The sequence below is a fragment of the Kitasatospora sp. NPDC032121 genome, assembly GCF_055580145.1.
In genome coordinates, this window is the sequence record NZ_JBVILX010000004.1 from 171,595 (window position 1) to 192,089 (window position 20,495).

Sequence of the window (20,495 nt, forward strand, 5' to 3'; positions counted from 1 at the left end):
TGCGGGAGAGCCGGAGCGCAGTGCGAAGTCGTCGGCGACAGCGAGGATGTGACGGGTCGTCGGCCACCGACGACGGATCCGGGCCACGACGGGGCGAGCCGAGGGAGGGCACCCCACCGGGAGTTCAGGCCGGACGGACGGCCCGCTGCCAGGTCAGCCGCGACACGCCGCGGACCACACCCGACCGAAGTCGATGTGGTCGCGGCTGACCAGGGGCTGCTCGACGTACATGGCCTCAAGTTGAGCAGTCGGCCGATCGGTCCGTCAACCGTCCATCATTGCCGCACTGTTGCGATCTCCTGTCACTTCTCCGACACGCCCAGGACCGGCCCTCCCGCGCCCCGATCACCCTTGACAGCCGTCGATCGCGCATGCGTACGATCGGCGCGGAGTGCAGTGCCACGCGCCGGCCGTGTTGAGGGACACGGGCTGCGCCCGCGTACGTGACCACCGCCGTACCTCTCCCGCCCGCACTCCGCCCAGGAGCCGCCGCCATGGCCACCCCGCAGGACGTCCTGCCCGCCCCCTCCCCGCTCGACCGCCCCGCCGCACCGCCCGCCCCCGAGGCCCGGATCGTCGCCCGCCGCAGGCCCGGCCAGTGGGCCGCCGCCGGCGTCGCCCTGCTGCTGGCCGCGATGGCGGTCAACTCGGTGATCCGCAACGAGGCCTTCCAGTGGGGCGTGGTCGCCGACTGGTTCACCGCCCGGTCCGTGCTCAACGGGCTCGCCCTCACCCTCTGGCTGACCGCCGCCACCCTCGCCCTCGGCTTCGTGCTCGGCACCCTCCTCGCCACCATGCGGCTGTCCGCCAACCCGGTGCTGCGCACGCTGAGCTGGGGCTACGTCTGGGTGTTCCGCTCCACCCCGCCGCTGGTGCAGCTGCTGTTCTTCTTCAACATCGGCGCGCTCTACCCGGCCCTCGGCCTGGGCCTCCCGTTCGGCCCCGAGTTCGTCACGGTCAGGACCGTCAACCTGATGGGCCCCACCCTGACCGCCGTCATCGGCCTCACCCTGCTGGAGACCGCGTACGCCGCCGAGGTGATCCGCGGCGGCATCCTCTCCGTGGACCGCGGCCAGCTGGAGGCGGCGGCCGCGCTCGGACTCGGCCGGTGGCGGGTGCTGCGCCGGATCGTGGTGCCGCAGGCGATGCGGGCGATCGTGCCGAGCGCCGGGAACATGCTGATCGGCGCGCTCAAGGGCACCAGCATCGTCAGCGTGCTGGCCGTCTCCGACCTGCTCTACTCGGTGCAGCTGGTCTACCTCCAGTCGTACCAGGTCATCCCGATGCTGATGGTCGCCACCCTCTGGTACCTGGTGGTCACCACCCTGCTGTCCGTCGGCCAGTACTACGTGGAGCGGCGCTTCGCCCGGGGCGCGACCCGCGACGGCCTGCCACCCACCCCGCTGCAACGGGCCCGCGCGGCCCTCGCCAGGGCGGTGCGGGCATGACGTCGTCGCTCGTCATCGTCGGCGCCGGCCCGCGCGGCACCGGACTGCTGGAGCGGATCGCCGCCAACGCCGCCGAACTGCTGCCCGCCGACCGGCCGTTGGCGATCCACCTGGTCGACCCGTACCCGCCCGGTGCGGGCCGGATCTGGCGCCACGACCAGTCCCCGCTGCTGCGGATGAACTCGATGGCCGAGGACGTCACCATGTTCACCGACGAGCGCTCCACCCTCGAAGGACCGGTCCGCCCCGGCCCCTCACTCGCCGAATGGGCCCGCAGGCAGCGGGAGTTCACGCCCTACCGGGAGGTCGCCGACCCGGCCGTCCGGGCCGAGCTGCGCACCCTCGCGCCCACCGACTTCCCCACCCGGCGGGCCCAGAGCGCCTACCTGGACTGGGTGTTCCGCCGCGCCGTCGCCGACCTGCCGGCGCACATCACGGTCACCGTCCACCGCGACACCGTCCGGCGGATCGAGGGCCCGACCGACGGCCCGCAGACCGTCCACCTCGGCGACCGGACCCTCACCGCCGACCACGTGGTGCTCACCCTCGGCCACCTCGACTCCGCCCCCCACCCGCGCTACGCGGCCGACGCCGAGTTCGCCGCCCGGCACGGTCGCTTCCACCTCCCGCCCGCCTACTCCGCCGACGTGACCGCCGAGTTGGCCGCCCTCGCCCCCGGCGAGCAGGTGGTGCTGCGCGGTCTCGGCCTCGCCTCGGTGGACCTGGTCGCCCTGCTCACCGAGGGCCGCGGCGGCCGCTTCGAACCCACCGGGGACGGGCCCGCGCTGCGCTACCTGCCGTCCGGCCGGGAGCCGGTGCTGCACCTCGGCTCCCGGCGCGGCGTCCCGTACCACTCCAAGACCGGCTACCGCCTCCAGGGGCCGCCCGCCCCGCTCCCCCGGTACTTCGACGCGGCCGCCGTGGACACCGTGCTCGCCACCGGCGGACAGCTCGAACTGCGGCGCGACTTCTGGCCGTTGATGGCCAAGGAGATCGCCTTCGGGCACTACCACGAGCTGTTCCACGCCCACCCCGAGCGCACCACCCTGCCCTGGCCGGAGTTCCTCGCCCGCTACGACCGGCACGGCTGGTACACCCCCGAACGCGCCGCCCTGGTCGCCGAGGCCGTCCCCGACCCCGCCGACCGGATCGACTTCGAGCGGCTCGACCACCCGCTGGCCGGGCTCGAACTCGGCAGCGACGAGGAACTCCAGGAGTACCTGCGCGGGTACATCGGCGCGGACGCCGACCGCCGCGCCGACCCCGCCCACAGCGCCGACCTCGGCGCCTTCCTCGCCCTGCTGTCGCTGTTCGGCCAGCTCCCCCGGGTGACGGCGAGCGGCCGGCTCACCGCCCGCTCGATCGCCGAGGAGGTGGACGAGTGGTTCTTCGGCTACTTCGGCTTCCTCGCCTCCGGCCCGCCCGGCTTCCGGCTGCGCCAGCTGCTCGCCCTCTCCGAGGCCGGGGTGGTGCGCTTCCTCGGCGCGGACGTCCGGATCGAGCGGGACGAGGAGAGCGGCACCTGGCGGGCCTCCGGCGCCACCGTGCCCGGCCACCACGTCACCGCGACGGCGCTGGTCGAGGCGTACCTGCCCAAGCACGCGCTGGCCCGCACCCTGGACCCGCTGCTGGGCGAGCTGCACCGCACCGGACGCGTCGTCGAGGAGGTGGTCACCGACCCGGACCACACCCACCGCTCGGGCCTGGTCACCATCGCCCCCGCCGACAGCCGGCTGCTCGACCCGGCCCTCGGCGGCGCCCCGCACCCGCGCCGCACCGCCCTCGGCCCGCACACCAGCCTGCGCGCGGCCGCCGCCTTCGCCCGCCCCCGCACCGACGCCCCGGCCTTCCGCCAGAACGACGCCGCCGCCCGCGCCCTGCTCCGCGCCCTGGCCGCCCTGCCGACGGCCCGGGCCCTGGCGGCGTGAGAGCCGTGAGAGCTGCGGCGTCGGCACCCCGGCGTCGAGGAGCACTCAGGCGCCGAAGATCTCCTCCACCAGGTCCTCGTCCGAGACGTGGTCCGGGGCCTCGAACACCACGTCCGCGACGCCCTTCAGGCCGATCCCCCGGTCCAGGGCGTCCATGCAGGCCCGGGCCTCCGCATCGGTGGCGAAGTCCCACACCCGCAGCCGCCGCACCAGCACCAGCGCCTCCATCGGGCTCATCCGCGGGGTCCGGCGGCGCGGCCCCGGTCCCTTGCGGCCGGCCTGGGCCAGCTGCTGCTGGTAGCCGGCCAGGTCCTGCCAGGCCTGCACGGTGCTCGGGTGGTGCTCGCCCAGCACCCGGGCGAGGTCCGGCAGCAGCCCGTGCAGCTGGATCACCGCGCCCTGGAGGTCGCCTCGGTTGGCGTGGTGCAGCGCGAGGTCGTGCCGGGCCTTCAGGACCCGCGAGTCGTACGGGCCCCAGGCGGCGTGCAGGTCGGGCAGCAGCTCGTTCATCAGCCGGACCGTGGTGACGGGCGCACCGCTCTCGCCGACGCACCAGACCAGGTGGTAGCGGGCGCCGAGGGTGTCCGGGTCGATCGGGCCGAGGGCCGCGCGCATGTCGGCCACGAGAGCGGTCAGCAGCCGGATCGCGCCGTCCAGGTCACCCGTGCGGCTGAGGTACCAGGCGAAGTCCCGCCAGGTGCACAGGGTGTCCCGGTCGCTCGGGCCGAGCGCGGTCACGCAGTCCTGGGCGACGGCCTGCAGCAGCATCGCCGACTCGCCGGCGGTCGCCGCCCGGTACGCGGCCGAGCGGCGCTCGCTCAGCGCGGCCCGTACCGACTCGGCCGCCGGCGCGGCCGTCACCGGCGGCGTGGTCAGCGGCGGCAGCACCGAGGAGACCGGGGGCGGCACCGACGGGACGACCGGCGGCACGACCGGCGCGGGCACGGCGGGCGGCACCGCGGGCACGGGCACGACCGGCGGGACGCTCGGCGGTGGCGGCACGGGCGGCGCCGGGCGCTCCACCACCGTCGGCACGGGCGGTGGCGCCGGCGCCGCCGCGTGGCCGCCCTGCCACCCGGCCAGCTCGGCGAGCCGCCGCTCGACCGTACGGGCGTCGGCCGGCCGGGCCGCCGGGTCCTTCGCCAGCAGCTCCGCGACCAGCCCGGCCACCTGCGGCGGCAGCCCGAACTGCGCCGGGTCCAGCGGCGGCGGCACCTCGTTGAGGTGCTGGTACATCAGCACCGGCGTCGAGTCCCCGCCGAACGGCCGCGCCCCGGTGAAGAGTTCGACCAGGACGCAGCCCAGCGCGTAGAGGTCGGCCCGCCCGTCCACCCGGCCGCCGGTCCAGCGCTCGGGTGCCATGTACGCCGGGCTGCCGACGATCGTCCCGGTGGTGGTCAGCCCGCCCGCGCCGGTGTCCAGCTGGGCGATGCCGAAGTCCAGCACCTTCAGGTGCCCGGCGTCGGTGATCATCACGTTGTCGGGCTTGATGTCCCGGTGCACCATGCCCGCGTCGTGCGCCGCCGCCAGCGCGCCGCTGATCTGCCGCCCCCAGCGCAGGCTGAGCGCCGGCCCGGGCACCCCCTCCCGCAGCACCTCGGTGAGGGTGCGGCCGGTGAGCAGCTCCATCACCAGGTAGGTGACCTCCTCGCCGCCGAGCTCGCACTGCCCGAGGTCGTGCACCGTGACGATGTGCGGATGCGAGAGGTTGCCGGCCGCGCCGGCCTCCCGGACGAACCGCAGCGCGGCCTTCGCCCGGTCACCGCCGTGGTGCCCGATGACCTTGACCGCCACCGGCCGCCCCATCCGGGTGTCCCGGGCCCGCCACACCACCCCGAACCCGCCCTGCCCGAGCTTCTCCACCAGCTCGTACCGGCCGTCCAGGACGTCCCCGACTCGCACGCGCCCTCTCCCCTCCCGCCATGACGCCCAGACTCTACCGACGGCGCGCCCCCCGCGACGGGGACGGCCCTCCCCCGCCGTGCAGACGGCCCTCCCCCTCTCAAGCAGCAGGTGGAAGGATGGGCGGGTGAGCCCCGCGACGGTGCGGCGGCCCGGACCAGCAGCCCGAGGAGAGCGGCCATGGCCAAGCAGGCCCCGCAGAGCGACCCGGCCCAGGACGCCCCCGAGGTGTCCGCGCCCCAGCACGCGGCCGCCGGGCTGCCCGCCGTCGGCCACAGCCTGCGGATGGCCACCGAGCAGATGGGCGCCCGCCGCACCCTGGCCACCCTGCTCAAGGTCAACCAGCCGAACGGCTTCGACTGCCCCGGCTGCGCCTGGCCGGAGCCCGACAAGACCCACACCGCCGAGTTCTGCGAGAACGGCGCCAAGGCCGTCGCCGAGGAGGCCACCGAGCGCCGCGTCCGCGCCGAGTTCTTCGCCGCCCACCCGGTCGCCGACCTGGCCGAGCGCTCCGGCTACTGGCTCGGCCAGCAGGGCCGGCTCACCCAGCCGATGCTGCTGGACGAGGGCGCCACCCACTACCGGCCGGTCTCCTGGGACGAGGCCTTCGCGCTGGTGGCCGAGGAACTGAAGGCCCTGGACACCCCGGACGGCGCCGCCTTCTACACCTCCGGCCGGACCAGCAACGAGGCCGCGTTCGCGTACCAGCTGTTCGCCCGCCGGCTCGGCACCAACAACCTGCCGGACTGCTCCAACATGTGCCACGAGTCCTCCGGCTCGGCGCTCACCGAGACGCTCGGCGTCGGCAAGGGCAGCGTCAGCCTGAAGGACCTCTACCAGGCCGACCTGATCATCGTGGCGGGCCAGAACCCGGGCACCAACCACCCCCGGATGCTCTCCGCGCTGGAGCGCGCCAAGCGGGCCGGCGCCACCATCGTCAGCGTCAACCCGCTGCCGGAGGCGGGCCTGGAGCGGTTCAAGAACCCGCAGCAGGCGCGCGGCCTGGTCGGCCACGGCACCAAACTGACCGACCTCTTCCTGCAGATCCGCCTCGGCGGCGACCTCGCGCTGTTCCGCGCGCTGAACCGGATCGTCCTGGAACAGGACGGCGTCGACCACGGGTTCGTCGCCGAACACTGCCACGGCTTCGAGGAGTTCGAGGCCCAGGCCCGGACGACCGACCGCGCCGAGGTGCTCGCCGCGACCGGCCTGCCCTGGGAGCAGGTCGAGGAGCTCGGCCGGCTGGTCCTGAAGTCCGAGAAGATCATCGTCTGCTGGGCGATGGGCCTCACCCAGCACAAGCACGCCGTGCCGACCATCCGCGAGGTGGTCAACTTCCTGCTGCTGCGCGGCAACGTCGGCCGCCCCGGCGCCGGGGTCTGCCCGGTGCGCGGGCACAGCAACGTCCAGGGCGACCGGACGATGGGCATCTTCGAGCGCCCCACCACCGCCTTCCTGGACGCGCTGGGCGGGGAGTTCGGCTTCGAGCCGCCGCGCGAGCACGGCCTCGACTCGGTGGACACCATCCGCGCGATGCGCGACGGCAAGGTCAAGGTCTTCTTCGCGATGGGCGGCAACTTCGTCGCGGCCACCCCGGACACCGAGGTCACCGAGGCCGCGATGCGCCGTTGCCGGCTGACCGTCCACGTCTCCACCAAGCTCAACCGCTCGCACGTGGTCACCGGCGCCCGCGCGCTGATCCTGCCCACCCTGGGCCGCACCGACAAGGACGTCACCTCGCGCGGCGCCCAGTTCGTCAGCGTCGAGGACTCGATGGGCCAGGTGCACGCGTCGCGCGGCGGCCTGCGCCCGCCCGCACCCGGCCTGCTCTCCGAGACCGCGATCGTCTGCCGGCTCGCCCGCGGCGTGCTCGGGCCGCAGGACACCGTGCCGTGGGAGGACTTCGCCGAGGACTACGACACCCTGCGGGAGCGGATCGCCCGCGTCGTCCCCGGCTTCGAGGACTACAACGAGAAGGTCCGCCGCCCCGGCGGCTTCACCCTGCCGCACGGCCCCCGCGACTCCCGCACCTTCCCGACCGCGACCGGGAAGGCCAACTTCTCCGTCAACCCGCTGACCGCCCCCGAGGTCCCGCCGGGCCGGCTGCTGCTCCAGACCCTGCGCTCGCACGACCAGTACAACACCACGATCTACGGCCTCGACGACCGCTACCGCGGCATCAAGGGCGGCCGCCGGGTGGTCCTGGTCAACCCCGCGGACGCCGCCGAACTCGGGCTCGCCGACGGCCTGTACGTCGACCTGGTCGGCGAGTGGAGCGACGGCGTGGAGCGCCGCGCCCCGCACTTCCGGGTCGTCCACTACCCCGTCGCCCGCGGCGGCGCGGCGGCCTACTACCCCGAGACCAACGTCCTGGTGCCGCTCGACTCCACCGCCGACGTCAGCAACACCCCCACCTCCAAGGCCGTCGTGATCCGCTTCGCCCCCGACAGCGGCGCCTGAGGCGTCCGCCGGCTGCGGACGAACGCGAAGGCCGCCCCGCGTCCGATGACGCGGGGCGGCCTTCGTACCGGCCTGGCGGCCGTCAGTGCGTCGGGGTGCCCAGCGGCAGCGTGGCGGTCGCGCTGCCCGGGGCCGAGGCGGTCGCCGAGCCGGTGCCGCTCGGGCCCTCCGTCGGGGTGCCCGTCCCGGTCGGGGTGGGCGTGCCGGTCCCGCTCGGGGCGCCCGGCGTCCCGGTCGGGGTCGGCGTCGGGGTGCCCGGCTCGGTCGACGTGCCGGTCGAGGGCGCGGTCGGCGTGGCCGGGCCGGTCGGCGTAACCGCCCCGCCCGGAGTGGCCGGGCCGGTCGGCGTGCCCGGCACGACCGGCGGCGTCACCGCTCCGCCCGGGGCCGGCGGGGCCGGCACCTGGTTGGCCGGGCTCGGCGCGATCGGCGTGACGGAGTCCCAGCCCGCCGGGAGGTCCGGCACCTTCCACGTGCCGCCGGCGTCGTCCGCCGTGCCGGACGGGTCGGGCCGGACGGCCCCGAGGATCGGCATCGAGCCGATCGGCGAGATCTTGATGAACGCCCCGGGCCGCGGCGCCTGCACGATCAGCCCGCCGCCGATGTACATCCCGACGTGCGAGGCGTCCTGGAAGTAGATCACCAGGTCGCCGGGCCGCAGCTGGTTGAGCGCCACGTGCGGCAGCTGCGCCCACTGCTCCTGGCTGGTGCGCGGGATCGGCTTGCCGGCGTGCAGCCAGGCCTGCGAGGTGAGGCCGGAGCAGTCGTAGGCGCCCGGGCCGGTGCCGCCCCACAGGTACGGCTTGCCCAGCTGCGCCAGCGCGAAGGCCACGGCCCCGCGCCCCTGCAGCGAGGGCGTGCGCTCCCCCTTGCCGAGCGCCCCGGAGGCGAGGAACGCGAGCTGCGCCTCGTCCGCCTTGGCCTTCTCCAGCTGCTCCAGCTCGGCCCGCTGGGCGCCGGTCAGCGAGGAGACCAGCTGCTCGACCGAGGCGAGGTCGGCGGCCGCCTTGGCCTTGGCCGCGTCCTGCTGGGCGACCAGCGCCTGGGAGGTCTTCAGCGCCTCCTCGTTCTGCTTCTTCAGCCCGTCCAGCTCGTCCCGGTCGCTCTTCAGCTTGTCCAGGAACTCCGACTGGGAGCGGCTGGCCGAGGCCAGCAGCTCGGCGATGACGACCGCCTCGTACGGGTCCTTGGAGAGCAGCAGCTCGGCGTAGGCCGAGGCGGCCCCGTTGCGGTACTGCGCGGCGGCGAGCTGGGAGGCGATGTCGGTGCCGGCGTCGACCTGCTTCTGCTGGCGCTCCAGCCGGCCCTGGAGGTCGGTGAGCGAGGTCTGCTGCTCCGCCACCTTGGCGACGGCGCCGTTGTACTGCTCGGTGGCGGCCTCGGCGCCCTGGTAGAGCGCGTGCAGCTGGTCGAGCAGCGGGCCGAGGGTGGCCTTGGCGGCGGCGAGCGGGTCCGCGTCGGCGGCGACCTGGCCGGTGCCCGGGTCGGGTGCGGCCCAGGCGGCCTGGGCGCCCACCGGCAGTGCGAGCGCCGCGGCCGCGAGGACGGCTCCGCAGCGCAGCGCCGCCCGTACCCAGGGCCGTACGCCTGCCGTCTCCGCTCTCTGTCCCGCCCCGCCCATGGCCTGGCCCTCCCCGCCGCGCACTGCCCCTGTCCCGGGTATCCGGATCCCGCAGATCCTCCCACGGGTTACTCGTCGGAAACAGGGCGCGGGCGGACTGGGAGGTTAATTCTCGATTGATCTGTGAGACAGCTCTCAGCAAACCGGGTCGAACCGGTGCTTTCTTCGCTAAAGTCCAGCTCAGCGCGACCTTGGTCACCTCGAAGAAAGCCAATGGTCACTGCGAGTCAACCATCGGAACCCTGATTCCCGGTCCAGTTCACCTTCCGTTTACCAAGCAGACCTACGGTCGCGAGGTCATCAACGTCCGTGCGACAACTAAGACGATTGTTTGGGTATGGAACACATCTCGTTCCTGGTGGCCGTTGTGATCATCACGGCGCTCGCCTTCGACTTCACCAACGGGTTCCACGACACCGCCAACGCGGCCGCCACCGCGATCGCGACCGGGGCCCTTCGTCCGAAGGTCGCGGTCACCATCGCGGCCCTGCTCAACTTCGCGGGCGCGTTCCTGTCCGTGAAGGTCGCCACCACCATCTCCGGCGGCATCGTCAACGAGAAGGCCGGAGTCCACCCCGAGATCATCTTCGCCGCACTGGCCGGCGCGATCCTCTGGAACCTGCTGACCTGGCTGCGCGGCCTGCCGTCCAGCTCCTCGCACGCCCTGTACGGCGGCCTGATCGGCGCCACGATCGTCGGGGTCGGCATGAACGGCGTCAACTTCGACACCGTGATCACCAAGATCCTCATCCCGGCCGTCGCCTCGCCGTTCGTCGCCGGCCTGGCCTCCTGGGGCGCCACGAAGATGGCGTACCTGATCACCCGCAAGGGCAACACCGCGGCCACCGAGAAGGGCTTCAAGACCGGCCAGGTCTTCTCCTCCTCGCTGATCTCGCTCGCGCACGGCACCAACGACGCCCAGAAGACGATGGGCATCATCACCCTGACCCTGGTCTCGGTCGGCGCTCTGCCGCACGGCGCGCTGCCCCCCACCTGGGTGATCGTCTCCGCGGGCGCCGCGATCGCGCTCGGCACCTACATGGGCGGCTGGCGCATCATCCGCTCGATGGGCAAGGGCCTGGCGGACATCCGCCCGCCGCAGGGCTTCGCCTCCGAGTCGGCCGCCGCGACCGTCATCCTGACCTCCTCGCACATGGGCTTCGGCCTCTCCACCACCCAGGTCTGCTCCGGCGGCATCATGGGCGCCGGCCTCGGCGGCCCGAAGGGCGAGCTGCGCTGGAGCCTGGTCCGCCGCATGGTCTACACCTGGGGCCTGACCCTGCCGGCCGCCGCCCTGGTCTCCGGTGGCGCGGCCCTGCTGGCCGAGCAGGGCAGCTGGGGCGTCGCCCTGGTCGGTGCCGTGCTGGTGGCCGGCGCCGGCGCGATGTGGCTGATCTCCCGCCGCCAGCCGGTCGGCGCGGACAACGTCAACGACGTCGACGTCACCCCGGTCGAGGTCGCACCGGCCGGTACCGCGAACGTCCCCACCCCCGCCTCGACCACCGTCGCGGCCTGAGCGCAGGGAGCACTCACATGCACATCAAGTGGAACGCCCTGGCCCAGACCGCCGGGTTCAGCTTCGGCATCACCGTCGCCGTGGTCACCGTCTTCGCGCTCGGCATCCTGGCGCTGTCCCGCCGCGAGGCCGCGGTGAGCGCCGCCCGTGAGAGCGGGGGCGCCGCGGGGGCCGCGGGCGGCGGCAAGCTCGCCCTGACCGGCGCGTACGTCTGCTTCGCGCTCTGCGGCGGGGCCGTCCTCTACGGGCTGTCGCTGATCGCCGGCCACTGACCGCAGCGCCGGACGCGGCAGAACGGGCCGGGGAGTGTCTCCACACTCCCCGGCCCGTTCGCGTATCCCGACGGCCGGTCGGTCCCGCCGGCCGCTCAGCCCTCCTGGGTGGTGGTCTTCAGCGCGGTCTCCCGGATGAACAGCACGGTGACGAAGGCCAGCGCCGCGAACGGGGCGGCCCACAGGAAGACGGTGCCGACGCCGTGGCCGAACGCGTCCGTCACCAGCGGCACGATCGGGGCCGGCAGCTTGGCCAGGTCCGGGATGCCGCCGCCGGAGGCCGCGGGCGACACCGGGACGTGCGCCGCGGCCAGGTTCTCGGCCAGGTAGTGGCCGACCTTGTCGGACATCAGCGCGCCGAGCGCGGAGACGCCCATCGCGCCGCCCATGGTGCGGAAGAAGGTGACCACGGAGCTGGCCGCGCCGAGCTCGTGCCGGGGCACCGTGTTCTGCACCGCGAGCACCAGGTTCTGGCTGGTCAGGCCGAGGCCGACGCCGGTGATCGCCATGTAGACGGAGAGCAGCACGTAGTCGGTGTCGGCCCGGGCGGTGCCGAGCAGGCCGAAGCCGAGGGCGAGCAGCGCGGTGCCGGAGACCAGGTAGGCCTTCCACTTGCCGTACTTGGTGATCAGTCGGCCGGCCACCGCCGAGGAGACCGCCAGGCCGAGGATCATCGGCAGGGTCATCAGGCCGGCCATGGTCGGGGACTTGGCGCGGGCCAGCTGGAAGTACTGGCTGAGGAAGGTGGTCGCGCCGTACATCCCGACGCCGACCAGCACGCTGGCGACCGCGGCCAGGGTGACGGTCCGGTACCTGAAGAGGCTCGGCGGGATGATCGGCTCGGCGGCGCGGCGCTCGATCACGATGGCCAGGGCGCCCAGCAGGACGCCGCCGCCGACCATGGCCGCGGTCTGCCAGGACAGCCAGGCGTAGTTCTTGCCGGCCAGGGTGATCCAGATCATCAGCAGGCTGACCGAGGCGGTGATGACCAGCGCGCCCAGGTAGTCGATCTTCGCCTGGCGCTTGACCACCGGCAGCTTGAGGGTGCGCTGCACCACCAGGATCGCGACCAGCGCGAACGGGATGCCGACGTAGAAGCACCAGCGCCAGCCCAGCCAGGAGGTGTCCACGATGACGCCGCCGATCAGCGGCCCGCCGATGGTGGCGAGCGCGAAGACCGCGCCGAAGTAGCCGCTGTAGCGGCCGCGCTCGCGCGCCGGGACCATCGCGGCCAGGCAGATCTGGCCGAGCGCCACGACACCGCCGGCGCCGATGCCCTGGAGCGCGCGGCAGGCGATCAGTTCACCGGTGTTCTGCGAGAGGCCGGCCAGCGCCGAGGTGCCGATGTAGATCAGCAGCGCGATCTGCAGCAGCAGCTTCTTGCTGACGAGGTCGGAGAGCTTGCCCCAGATCGGGGTGGAGGCGGTGAGGGTGAGCAGGGCCGCGGTGATCACCCAGGTGTAGGCGGACTGGCCGCCGTGCAGGTCGGCCAGGATGTGCGGCAGGGCGTTGGAGACGACGGTCGAGGAGAGCACGGCCACGAAGAGGCCGAGCAGCAGGCCGGAGAGGGCCTCCATCACCTGCCGGTGCGTCATCTGTTGACTGTCGGCCGCGGCGGCGGTTCCGCTCGCGGCCTCGGTGGTCACGGTCATCTGGGTCCTTCGGCGAGGCGCGCGGGATACGCGGATCATGAAATTTCGTTGCCGTAAGCAACCATAAGGCGAGATGGTTGAGTTAGGCAACTTTCTTCAAGGGGAAGTAAAGCCCGCGGGTGCGGGCCCCGCTCACGCCGCCGACGACCGCCCGGTCACTCGGCCGTCGGCTCCTCCAGCACGTCGTTGAAGCGGTGCAGCAGCCCCGCGAAGCGGCTCACGTCCTCCGGCGACCAGCCGCCCATCACCTCGCGCACCCGCCGCATCCGGGCGTCGTGCGCGGCCAGGTAGCGTCGCCGCCCGTCCCCGGTGAGCGAGACCAGCGCGGACCGGCGGTCCAGCGGGTCCGTCTCCCGGGCCACCAGGCCCAGCTCCTCCAGCGTCCGGATCTGCCGGCTCACCGTCGCCTTGCCGATCGAGAAGTGCACGCCGACGTCGGTCACCCGCACCGGCCCGGCCTGCTCGATGTAGCCGAGCAGGCTGTACGCCATCCCCTCCAGTCCGGGGTGCACCCGCCGTGAGAGTTCCGCCACTCTGGCCCGGCCCCGCCGGAACATCAGCGCGACCTCGCGCTCCACCGCCACCAGGGCTTCCTCGTCGCTCACCGCGCCAGTATCGCGCAGTGGCACCGGCCACGGTCCGGCGCGGCCGGTGCGACAAGCCAACTACTTCATGGTATGAAGTATCGGTTCTGGAAGGACCGTTTTTCCCCGTTACGCAAGGAGATGTGGATGGCAGCCCCGGGGCAGGGTTTCGTCGCCGAACTGAAGAGTGCGGTCACCCCGCGCGCGGCACTGCTCGTGATCGGCGTGCTGCTGCTCCAGCTCGGCTTCATCACCTCCTACATCGGGGCGCTGCACAAGCCGACCCCGCAGAACCTCTCCATCGCGGTGGTCGCCCCGCCGCAGGTCACCCCGAAGCTGGTCGGCGCCCTGGAGTCGGTGCCGAACGACGCCGTCCGGGCCGTCACCGCGCCGGACGCCGAGACGGCGATCCAGCAGATCAAGGACCAGAAGCTCTACGCCGCGCTGGTCGTGGACCCGACCTCCACCCAGGACACCCTGCTGGTGGCCAACGCCCGCGGCACCGCCGCCGCCAAGGCCGCCGAGACCATCACCACCGCGATCGACCAGAGCCAGGGCCGTACGGTCAAGGTCCAGGACGTGGTGCCGCTCGCCAAGGGCGACAACAACGGCCTCTCCTCCTTCTACCTGGTGATCGGCTGGTGCGTCGGCGGCTACCTGGTCGCCTCGATCCTCGGCATCAGCGCGGGCTCCAAGCCGGCCAACGTCCACCGCCTGCTGATCCGCCTCGGCGTCCTCGCGGTGTACTCGATCGGGGCCGGCGCCCTCGGCACGATGATCGCCGGGCCGGTGCTGGACGCCCTGCCGGGCTCGGTGCTCGCCCTCAGCGCCATCGGCGCCCTGGTGGTGTTCACGGTCGGCGCGTTCACCATGGCCCTGCAGTGCCTGTTCGACATCCTCGGCATCGGCGTCGCGGTGCTGATCTTCGTGGTGCTCGGCAACCCCAGCGCGGGCGGGGTCTACCCGGCTCCGATGACGCCGCCGTTCTGGCGGGCGATCGGCTCCTGGCTCCCGAACGGCGCCGGCACCACCGCCACCAAGTCGATCGCCTACTTCGACTCCACCAACCTGGGGATGCCGATCCTGGTCATGGTGGTCTGGGCGCTGATCGGCATCGGCGTCGCCCTGCTGGCCGTGCTGCGCGGCCCGCGCTCCGGCGGCCGCGAGCTGGTCTCCGAGGAGACCGGGACCGAGAGCGGGACCGAGGCCGCGGCCAAGGCCTGAGCCGCCCGCCACTGATCGTCACCGAGCCCCCGGCCGCCACGGCCGGGGGCTCGCGCGCGTTCCGGCCCCCGTCTACCGAGGCCCCGCGGTCCCGGCCCTTGCGGTTCAGACCCCCGTGCCCGCCCCGAGCGTTCCCGGGTCTGCCAGGACGGCCCGGACGACCCGCGCCGCCGCGCCCAGCAGCGGGCCCCGTCGGCCCAGCCGGGAGACCGTCAGCCGGTCCCCGGACCAGGGCCGCACCGCCACCCGGGCGGCCAGTTCGGTCCGCATCGCCGGCAGCAGCCAGGGCGCCAGCCGGGCGTAGCCGCCGCCCAGCACCACCTCGGCCGGGTCCAGCAGGTTGACCGCGCCGGCGGCCGCGGTGCCGAGCGCCGCACCGGCTCCGGCCAGCGCCGCGAGGGCGGCCGTGTCCCCGGCCCCGGCGCGGTCGGCGAGCAGCGTCACCCAGTCGCCCCGGGCTCCGGTCAGGCCGGCCGCCCGCAGCACCGCCGCCTCGCCCGCGTACTGCTCCAGGCAGCCGCGCGCCCCGCAGGCACAGGCGGGTCCCTCCGGGTGGACCGGCACGTGGCCGAACTCGCCGGCGTAGCCGCCGGCCCCGCGCAGCAGCCGGCCGCCGACCACGATCGCCGCACCGACCCCGGCCTCGGCGGAGACGTACAGGAAGTCCTCCGGGCCCTCGCCCAGCCAGCGCTCGGCCAGTCCGCCGAGGTTGGCCTCGTTGTCCGCCTCGATCGGCAGCTCGGCCAGGCCGTCGCCGACCGGGCCCGGCCCGGCCCCCCGCAGCGCCGGGCGCAGCGCGGCGGCCAGCGGGACGTCCCGCCAGCCGAGGTTGGCGGCCCGCCGGAGCACCCCGCCGGAGCCGCCGACCAGCCCGGGCACGGCCAGGGTGAGTCCGGCCGGGCGCAGCCCCGACGCGGCGACGGCCTCGTGCAGCAGGTGGGCGAGCTCGGCCATCACGGCGGCGGGCTCGCGGCCGTGGTTGGAGACCTCCCGGCGCCGCCAGGCGCGGACCTCCCCGCGCAGGTCGACCACGCAGGCGCCCAGGTGCCGCACCCCGATCTCGGCCCCGAGGCCGCCGGGCCCGGCCGGGTTGAGGCCGAGCGCGGTGCCGGGGCGGCCGACCTTGCCGCTGGGCGCGGCGGGGCCCTCCTCGACCACCAGGCCGGCGGCGATCAGCTGTTCGGCGAGGGAGGAGACGGCGGCCCGGGTCAGCCCCGTCCCGGCGGCCACCTCGGCGCGCGAGCGCGGTCCGCTCGCGATCGTGCCGAGCACCAGGGCCAGGTTGGCCCGGCGCATCCCCTGCTGGCTGGCGGGCCCGGTCCGAACGGGGTCCGGCTCCTGCACAAGGCTCACCTCGCCCCTCTACGGCACGTCCCGTGGCATCTCGGGTGCAGCGTAACCGGGTTCCGGGGGCGCCGTCGTCGGTGCCGGGACGGTTCGGCCGGGGGTCGTCCGGGCGGACGGGGCGAAGACCCACCGCCGCATCGCCCAGTAGCGGAACACCATCGCCACGAAGGTGCCGACGACGATGCCGCTGAGGAAGTCCGCGACCTCCTGCCCGACCGGGTCGACGTACGGCTCGCGCAGGTCCAGGAGGTACCGGGAGACCGCCAGCGGTACGTCGTTGACGACGATCGCCACCGCGCTGACCAGGACGAACATCAGCGCCTCGCGCCGGCTGCCGGCGGCCCGGAAGGCCCAGCGGCGGTTCAGCACGTACGAGACGGCGGTGCCGATCACGGTCGCGACGGTCAGCGCGACCACCGGCTTGTGCTGCAGCACGGTGAGCTTGAGCTCCAGGTTGACCACCGTGGTGAGCAGGAAGCAGCCGCTCCCGACCAGCAGGAACTTCACCAGCCGGCGGTGGCGCACCACGAAGGGGCGCAGCCGGTCGGGCACCCGGGCCAGGGCGCGCTGCGTGGGTGACGGCATCTCCGCAGTCTCGCACGCGGGGATGCCGTCGGCCCGTCAGATCGCCGCCGTCCGCCCGGGCCTGCGCCGGGTGCCCGGGCCGCCACCGCGGCGGCCCGGGCTCCCGGTCAGGCGGCCACCAGCACCGCGGCCCCGGCCGGCTCCAGCGCCAGCTCCAGCACCTCCCGCACGTCCGCCACCGGGTGGACGGCGAGCCGCTCCAGCACCTCGGCCGGGACGTCGTCCAGGTCGGCCTCGTTGCGCCTGGGGATGATCACCGTGGTGATCCCGGCCCGGTCGGCGGCCAGCAGCTTCTGCTTCAGCCCGCCGATCGGCAGCACCCGCCCGGTCAGCGACACCTCGCCGGTCATCGCCACGTCGGTGCGCACCTTGCGGCCGGAGAGCAGCGAGGCCAGCGCCGTGGTCATGGTGATGCCGGCGCTCGGCCCGTCCTTGGGGACGGCCCCGGCCGGGATGTGCAGGTGCACGCCGCGGTCGCGCAGCGAGGTGACCGGCAGCTCCAGCTCGGCGCCGCGCGAGCGCAGGTAGGAGAGCGCGATGTGCGCGGACTCCTTCATCACGTCGCCCAGCTGCCCGGTGAGGGTCAGCCCGGTGCCGCCGGTCTCGGCGTCGGCCAGCGAGGCCTCGATGTAGAGGACGTCGCCGCCGGCGCCCGTCACCGCGAGGCCGGTGGCCACGCCGGGGACGGCGGTGCGGCGCTCGGCCGGCTCCTGGGCGGACTCCGGCACGTGGTGCGGACGGCCGATCAGTGCGCGCAGGTCCTGCGCGCCGACGGAGGCGGGCAGCTCGCGCTCGCCCAGTTCGGCCTGCGCGGCGATCTTGCGCAGCACCCGGGCGATCGAGCGCTCCAGGTTCCGGACGCCCGCCTCCCTGGTGTACTCCCCGGCGAGCCCGCGCAGCGCCGACTCGTCGACGGTGACCTGCTCGCCGTTCAGACCGGCCCGCTCCAGCTGGCGCGGGAGCAGGTGGTCCCGGGCGATGACGATCTTCTCGTCCTCGGTGTAGCCGTCCAGCCGGACCAGCTCCATCCGGTCGAGCAGCGGCTCGGGGATGGCCTCCAGCACGTTGGCGGTGGCGAGGAAGACGACGTCGGAGAGGTCGAGCTCGACCTCCAGGTAGTGGTCCCTGAAGGTGTGGTTCTGTGCCGGGTCCAGCACCTCCAGCAGGGCGGCCGCCGGGTCTCCCCGGTGGTCGGAGCCGACCTTGTCGATCTCGTCCAGCAGGACGACCGGGTTCATCGAGCCGGCCTCCTTGATCGCCCGCACCAGCCGGCCGGCCTGCGCGCCGACGTAGGTGCGCCGGTGGCCGCGGATCTCCGCCTCGTCCCGGACGCCGCCGAGCGCGACCCGGACGAAGGAGCGGCCCATGGCACGGGCCACCGACTCGCCGAGCGAGGTCTTGCCGACGCCGGGCGGGCCGACCAGGGCCAGCACCGCGCCTCCTCCCGCCCGCCGCCCACCGCCGACCTTCTTGGGAAGGGCTTCGCCCTGCACGTCCTTGATGCCGCCGACCGGCCCGAGCCCCTGGTCGGCCCGGCGCTTGCGGACGGCCAGGTACTCGACGATCCGGTCCTTCACGTCGGCCAGGCCGGCGTGGTCGGCGTCCAGCACCGCGCGGGCGCCGGCGATGTCGTACGCGTCCTCGGTGCGCTCGTTCCAGGGCAGCTCCAGGACGGTGTCCAGCCAGGTGCGGATCCAGGAGCCCTCGGGTGACTGGTCGGAGGCGCGCTCCAGTTTGTCGACCTCCTTGAGCGCGGCCTCGCGGACCTTCTCGGGGAGGTCGGCGGCCTCGACCCGGGCGCGGTAGTCGCCCTCCTCGTCGGCGGCCTCGCCGTTCAGCTCGGCCAGTTCCTTGCGGACGGCCTCCAGCTGGCGGCGGAGCAGGAACTCCTTCTGCTGCTTGGCCACGCCCTCCTCGACGTCCTTGCGGATGGTGTCGTTGACCTCCTCCTCGGCGAGGTGGTCGCGCAGCAGGGTGAGCGCGTACTCCAGACGGGCGACCTGGTCGGCCTCCAGCAGCACCTTGAGCTTCTGCTCGGCGGTGGCGAAGGGCGCGTAGCCGATGTTGTCGGCGAGCTCGCCGACGCCCTCGATCCGGTCGACCCGGTCGACGATCTGCCAGGCGCCGCGCTTGCGCAGCCACTGGGTGGACAGCGCCTTGTACTCCCTGACCAGCTCGGCGGTCCGGCCGGCCACCGGGGTGCCCACCGAGGACTCCCGGAACGGCGTGGTCTCCACCCAGAGGGCGGCGCCGGGGCCGGTAGTGCCGACCCCGATCCGGAGCCGGCGCACGGCACGCACCAGCGCGGCCGACTGCAACAACGTGTTGGGGCCGTCGGCCAGCCGGCCGACCTGCTCCACGGTGGCCAGCGTGCCGACCGCCGCGTACGAGCCGTCCACCCGCGGGACCAGCAGGACCTGCGGCTTGCCGGTGGCGGCGGCCCGGGCGGCCTCGACCGCGGCGCGCACCTCGGTGTCCTTCAGGTCCAGCGGGACCACCATGCCCGGCAGGACGACCTCGTCGTCGAGCGGCAGCACGGGCAGGGTGAGCGGTGTGGACGTCGATGCCATGATCTCTCCCCAGTCAGCGAACTTGAGTCGACCTGACTAAGGCCTGGCGGTCGCCGGATGTTCCCGACGCCCTGTTCGCCGTGAGCGAACGGGATTCGGTGCGGAAGGCCCTTCCCGCGACCGTGTCAAAAGGAGGCCGAGGACTCCTGGGGAAGTCCTGACAGCCGAGCGCCCGAGCCCGGTGAACCCCGACCGGGCGACGGCGTCAACGCACCGCCCGCACCCGCGCCGGCGCACCGCCGGAGGCCGTCGCGGCGACCGGACGCGACCTGGACGGGCGCCGCTCGACCCGGCGCAGCCAGCGCCACAGCGCGACCCCGGTCAGCACCGCGGCCGGGTGCCCCACCCCGGTGACCACGTCCCGGTCGGAGGCGATCTGCTCGGCGATCATCAGCCCGGCACCGCCCAGCGCCAGCAGCCGCCCGCGCCAGGAGAGCAGCCCTGCCACCGCACCCAGGCAGGCGAGCACACCGTAGCTGACCCCGATGTCCAGGTGGTCCATCGCCTCGGGCGCCATCCGCCCGGTCTCCACCGCGGCGATCACCACGCCCTGGGAGAGCAGCGTCGCGGCGACATGCCCGGCCGCGAACACCGCCGCCGCCCGTGCCGGACCGACCCTGCGCTCCAGCGGCGCGAGGGTGAGGGCGAATCCCCATAGATACGGCATCCACACCCCGCCGGCCACCCAGAACCCGCTCAGCACAAGAGCGCGCAAAGGGTGCTGGAGCAGGTTGTGCCCGTCCGAACTGGAGGCTTCCTGCAGACGCTGGACGAGTTCAGGATCGGCGAGCCCGGCGAAGGTCGTGGTGGCTCCCACGACGGCGAGGTATCCGATGGTGAAGGGCGTTCTCCGGGGTGTCGGCACCCGTTCCATCAGCCATTCCACGACGCCGGCGCGCAGCCCCAGGCGGAGCATTGCGTACGGCGCCCCCGCGGCCCCGAACCCCTCGGCGCCCCGCCCGAGTCCCGCCATGCCGCCTCCGCTCCACGCCGCAGCCACCGACTCCTCGTCAGGTGCCCAACGTACCGGCGCGCGCCGCGGATTCCGCCCGGTCGGGTCTTGTCGTGGCCACGGTACGTCGAGGTTCTGGGAGACACCTGGGAAAAGCCCGTGAAGACCGTCGCCGCGGCGGACCGCCGGATTCCCGATATTGGTCCAGACCTTCTCCCCCTCAATGCGGCAACAAGGCCTCTGACCGGCGCCTCGACGTCAACTGGACTGCATACGTACCGTTACGCAGAGAAAATTCGCCGGGTAAGGTATCGGCCCGTGCCCACTCGTGCAGTGGGTCCGAGGGCGGCCCGAGAGCCGGCCCACGGGCCGGAAACGTCCGGTCCACCTGCCGGGAAGCATCCGCTGTCCGTACGCTGCGAAGTGCGCGGGAG

Annotated in this window: 14 protein-coding genes; 6 read left to right on the plus strand and 8 right to left on the minus strand. The window is 73.9% G+C overall.

The genetic code is table 11. From position 1 onward, the window contains the following. The first annotated feature begins 494 nt into the window (after positions 1 to 494). Together ACZ5OX_RS14770 and ACZ5OX_RS14775 are read left to right on the plus strand one after the other, a co-directional pair. Positions 495 to 1,448: an amino acid ABC transporter permease gene (locus tag ACZ5OX_RS14770; protein ID WP_465630223.1), complete on the plus strand. Its 954-nt coding sequence runs from the start codon at positions 495 to 497 to the stop codon at positions 1,446 to 1,448. Then, positions 1,445 to 3,376 carry an FAD/NAD(P)-binding protein gene (locus tag ACZ5OX_RS14775; protein WP_465630224.1) on the plus strand — a complete coding sequence of 644 codons (1,932 nt, stop codon included), beginning with the start codon at positions 1,445 to 1,447 and terminating at the stop codon, positions 3,374 to 3,376. Before ACZ5OX_RS14770 ends, ACZ5OX_RS14775 begins: the two co-directional genes overlap by 4 nt. A gap of 45 nt (positions 3,377 to 3,421) precedes the next feature. Here the strand turns inward: ACZ5OX_RS14775 and ACZ5OX_RS14780 are convergent, their stop codons facing one another. Continuing rightward, the gene (locus tag ACZ5OX_RS14780; RefSeq protein ID WP_465630225.1) at positions 3,422 to 5,278 is read right to left on the minus strand and encodes a serine/threonine-protein kinase; all 1,857 of its coding nucleotides are present in this window, start codon (positions 5,276 to 5,278) and stop codon (positions 3,422 to 3,424) included. A gap of 180 nt (positions 5,279 to 5,458) precedes the next feature. Here ACZ5OX_RS14780 and ACZ5OX_RS14785 point away from each other — a divergent pair, with 180 nt between their 5' ends. Further along, positions 5,459 to 7,738 carry an FdhF/YdeP family oxidoreductase gene (locus tag ACZ5OX_RS14785; RefSeq protein ID WP_465630226.1) on the plus strand — a complete coding sequence of 760 codons (2,280 nt, stop codon included), beginning with the start codon at positions 5,459 to 5,461 and terminating at the stop codon, positions 7,736 to 7,738. A gap of 82 nt (positions 7,739 to 7,820) precedes the next feature. Here the strand turns inward: ACZ5OX_RS14785 and ACZ5OX_RS14790 are convergent, their stop codons facing one another. Beyond that, positions 7,821 to 9,359, minus strand: a complete 1,539-nt coding sequence (locus ACZ5OX_RS14790; protein WP_465630227.1) for a C40 family peptidase — start codon at positions 9,357 to 9,359, stop codon at positions 7,821 to 7,823. Positions 9,360 to 9,696: 337 nt separating this feature from the next. On the opposite strand from ACZ5OX_RS14790, the gene ACZ5OX_RS14795 reads away from it, so the two are divergent. Further along, positions 9,697 to 10,875: an inorganic phosphate transporter gene (locus ACZ5OX_RS14795; protein WP_449791559.1), complete on the plus strand. Its 1,179-nt coding sequence runs from the start codon at positions 9,697 to 9,699 to the stop codon at positions 10,873 to 10,875. Positions 10,876 to 10,892: 17 nt separating this feature from the next. Next, a complete protein-coding gene (locus ACZ5OX_RS14800; RefSeq protein ID WP_465630228.1) occupies positions 10,893 to 11,147 on the plus strand; it encodes a hypothetical protein in 255 nt (84 codons plus the stop codon). Between the two features lie 95 nt (positions 11,148 to 11,242). Here ACZ5OX_RS14800 and ACZ5OX_RS14805 read toward each other — a convergent pair whose 3' ends face one another. Continuing rightward, positions 11,243 to 12,742: an MDR family MFS transporter gene (locus ACZ5OX_RS14805; protein WP_465630389.1), complete on the minus strand. Its 1,500-nt coding sequence runs from the start codon at positions 12,740 to 12,742 to the stop codon at positions 11,243 to 11,245. Positions 12,743 to 12,954: 212 nt separating this feature from the next. Beyond that, positions 12,955 to 13,404, minus strand: coding sequence for a MarR family winged helix-turn-helix transcriptional regulator (locus tag ACZ5OX_RS14810; RefSeq protein ID WP_449791556.1), 450 nt, complete (start codon positions 13,402 to 13,404; stop codon positions 12,955 to 12,957). Between the two features lie 126 nt (positions 13,405 to 13,530). On the opposite strand from ACZ5OX_RS14810, the gene ACZ5OX_RS14815 reads away from it, so the two are divergent. Further along, positions 13,531 to 14,607 carry an ABC transporter permease gene (locus ACZ5OX_RS14815; protein ID WP_465630229.1) on the plus strand — a complete coding sequence of 359 codons (1,077 nt, stop codon included), beginning with the start codon at positions 13,531 to 13,533 and terminating at the stop codon, positions 14,605 to 14,607. Between the two features lie 105 nt (positions 14,608 to 14,712). On the opposite strand, the gene ACZ5OX_RS14820 is transcribed toward ACZ5OX_RS14815, so the two are convergent. The 4 genes from ACZ5OX_RS14820 to ACZ5OX_RS14835 form a co-directional block, all read right to left on the minus strand. Continuing rightward, a complete protein-coding gene (locus ACZ5OX_RS14820; protein ID WP_465630390.1) occupies positions 14,713 to 15,903 on the minus strand; it encodes an ROK family transcriptional regulator in 1,191 nt (396 codons plus the stop codon). 66 nt (positions 15,904 to 15,969) lie between these two features. Continuing rightward, positions 15,970 to 16,539: a GtrA family protein gene (locus tag ACZ5OX_RS14825; protein WP_465630230.1), complete on the minus strand. Its 570-nt coding sequence runs from the start codon at positions 16,537 to 16,539 to the stop codon at positions 15,970 to 15,972. A gap of 107 nt (positions 16,540 to 16,646) precedes the next feature. Then, the gene (gene lon, locus ACZ5OX_RS14830; protein WP_465630231.1) at positions 16,647 to 19,109 is read right to left on the minus strand and encodes an endopeptidase La; all 2,463 of its coding nucleotides are present in this window, start codon (positions 19,107 to 19,109) and stop codon (positions 16,647 to 16,649) included. Between the two features lie 205 nt (positions 19,110 to 19,314). Further along, a complete protein-coding gene (locus tag ACZ5OX_RS14835; protein ID WP_465630232.1) occupies positions 19,315 to 20,082 on the minus strand; it encodes a rhomboid-like protein in 768 nt (255 codons plus the stop codon). Positions 20,083 to 20,495: the final 413 nt, after the last annotated feature.

Excerpts from the sequence above, each read along its gene's own strand:
- ACZ5OX_RS14770 (WP_465630223.1), top strand. The coding sequence starts at position 495 with ATGGCCACCCCGCAGGACGTCCTGCCCGCCCCCTCCCCGCTCGACCGC.
- ACZ5OX_RS14775 (WP_465630224.1), top strand. The coding sequence starts at position 1,445 with ATGACGTCGTCGCTCGTCATCGTCGGCGCCGGCCCGCGCGGCACCGGA.
- ACZ5OX_RS14785 (WP_465630226.1), top strand. The coding sequence starts at position 5,459 with ATGGCCAAGCAGGCCCCGCAGAGCGACCCGGCCCAGGACGCCCCCGAG.
- ACZ5OX_RS14790 (WP_465630227.1), bottom strand. The coding sequence starts at position 9,359 with ATGGGCGGGGCGGGACAGAGAGCGGAGACGGCAGGCGTACGGCCCTGG.
- ACZ5OX_RS14795 (WP_449791559.1), top strand. The coding sequence starts at position 9,697 with ATGGAACACATCTCGTTCCTGGTGGCCGTTGTGATCATCACGGCGCTC.
- ACZ5OX_RS14800 (WP_465630228.1), top strand. The coding sequence starts at position 10,893 with ATGCACATCAAGTGGAACGCCCTGGCCCAGACCGCCGGGTTCAGCTTC.
- ACZ5OX_RS14805 (WP_465630389.1), bottom strand. The coding sequence starts at position 12,742 with ATGACGCACCGGCAGGTGATGGAGGCCCTCTCCGGCCTGCTGCTCGGC.
- ACZ5OX_RS14815 (WP_465630229.1), top strand. The coding sequence starts at position 13,531 with ATGGCAGCCCCGGGGCAGGGTTTCGTCGCCGAACTGAAGAGTGCGGTC.
- ACZ5OX_RS14820 (WP_465630390.1), bottom strand. The coding sequence starts at position 15,903 with ATGCGCCGGGCCAACCTGGCCCTGGTGCTCGGCACGATCGCGAGCGGA.
- ACZ5OX_RS14825 (WP_465630230.1), bottom strand. The coding sequence starts at position 16,539 with ATGCCGTCACCCACGCAGCGCGCCCTGGCCCGGGTGCCCGACCGGCTG.
- lon (WP_465630231.1), bottom strand. The coding sequence starts at position 19,109 with ATGGCATCGACGTCCACACCGCTCACCCTGCCCGTGCTGCCGCTCGAC.
- ACZ5OX_RS14835 (WP_465630232.1), bottom strand. The coding sequence starts at position 20,082 with ATGGCGGGACTCGGGCGGGGCGCCGAGGGGTTCGGGGCCGCGGGGGCG.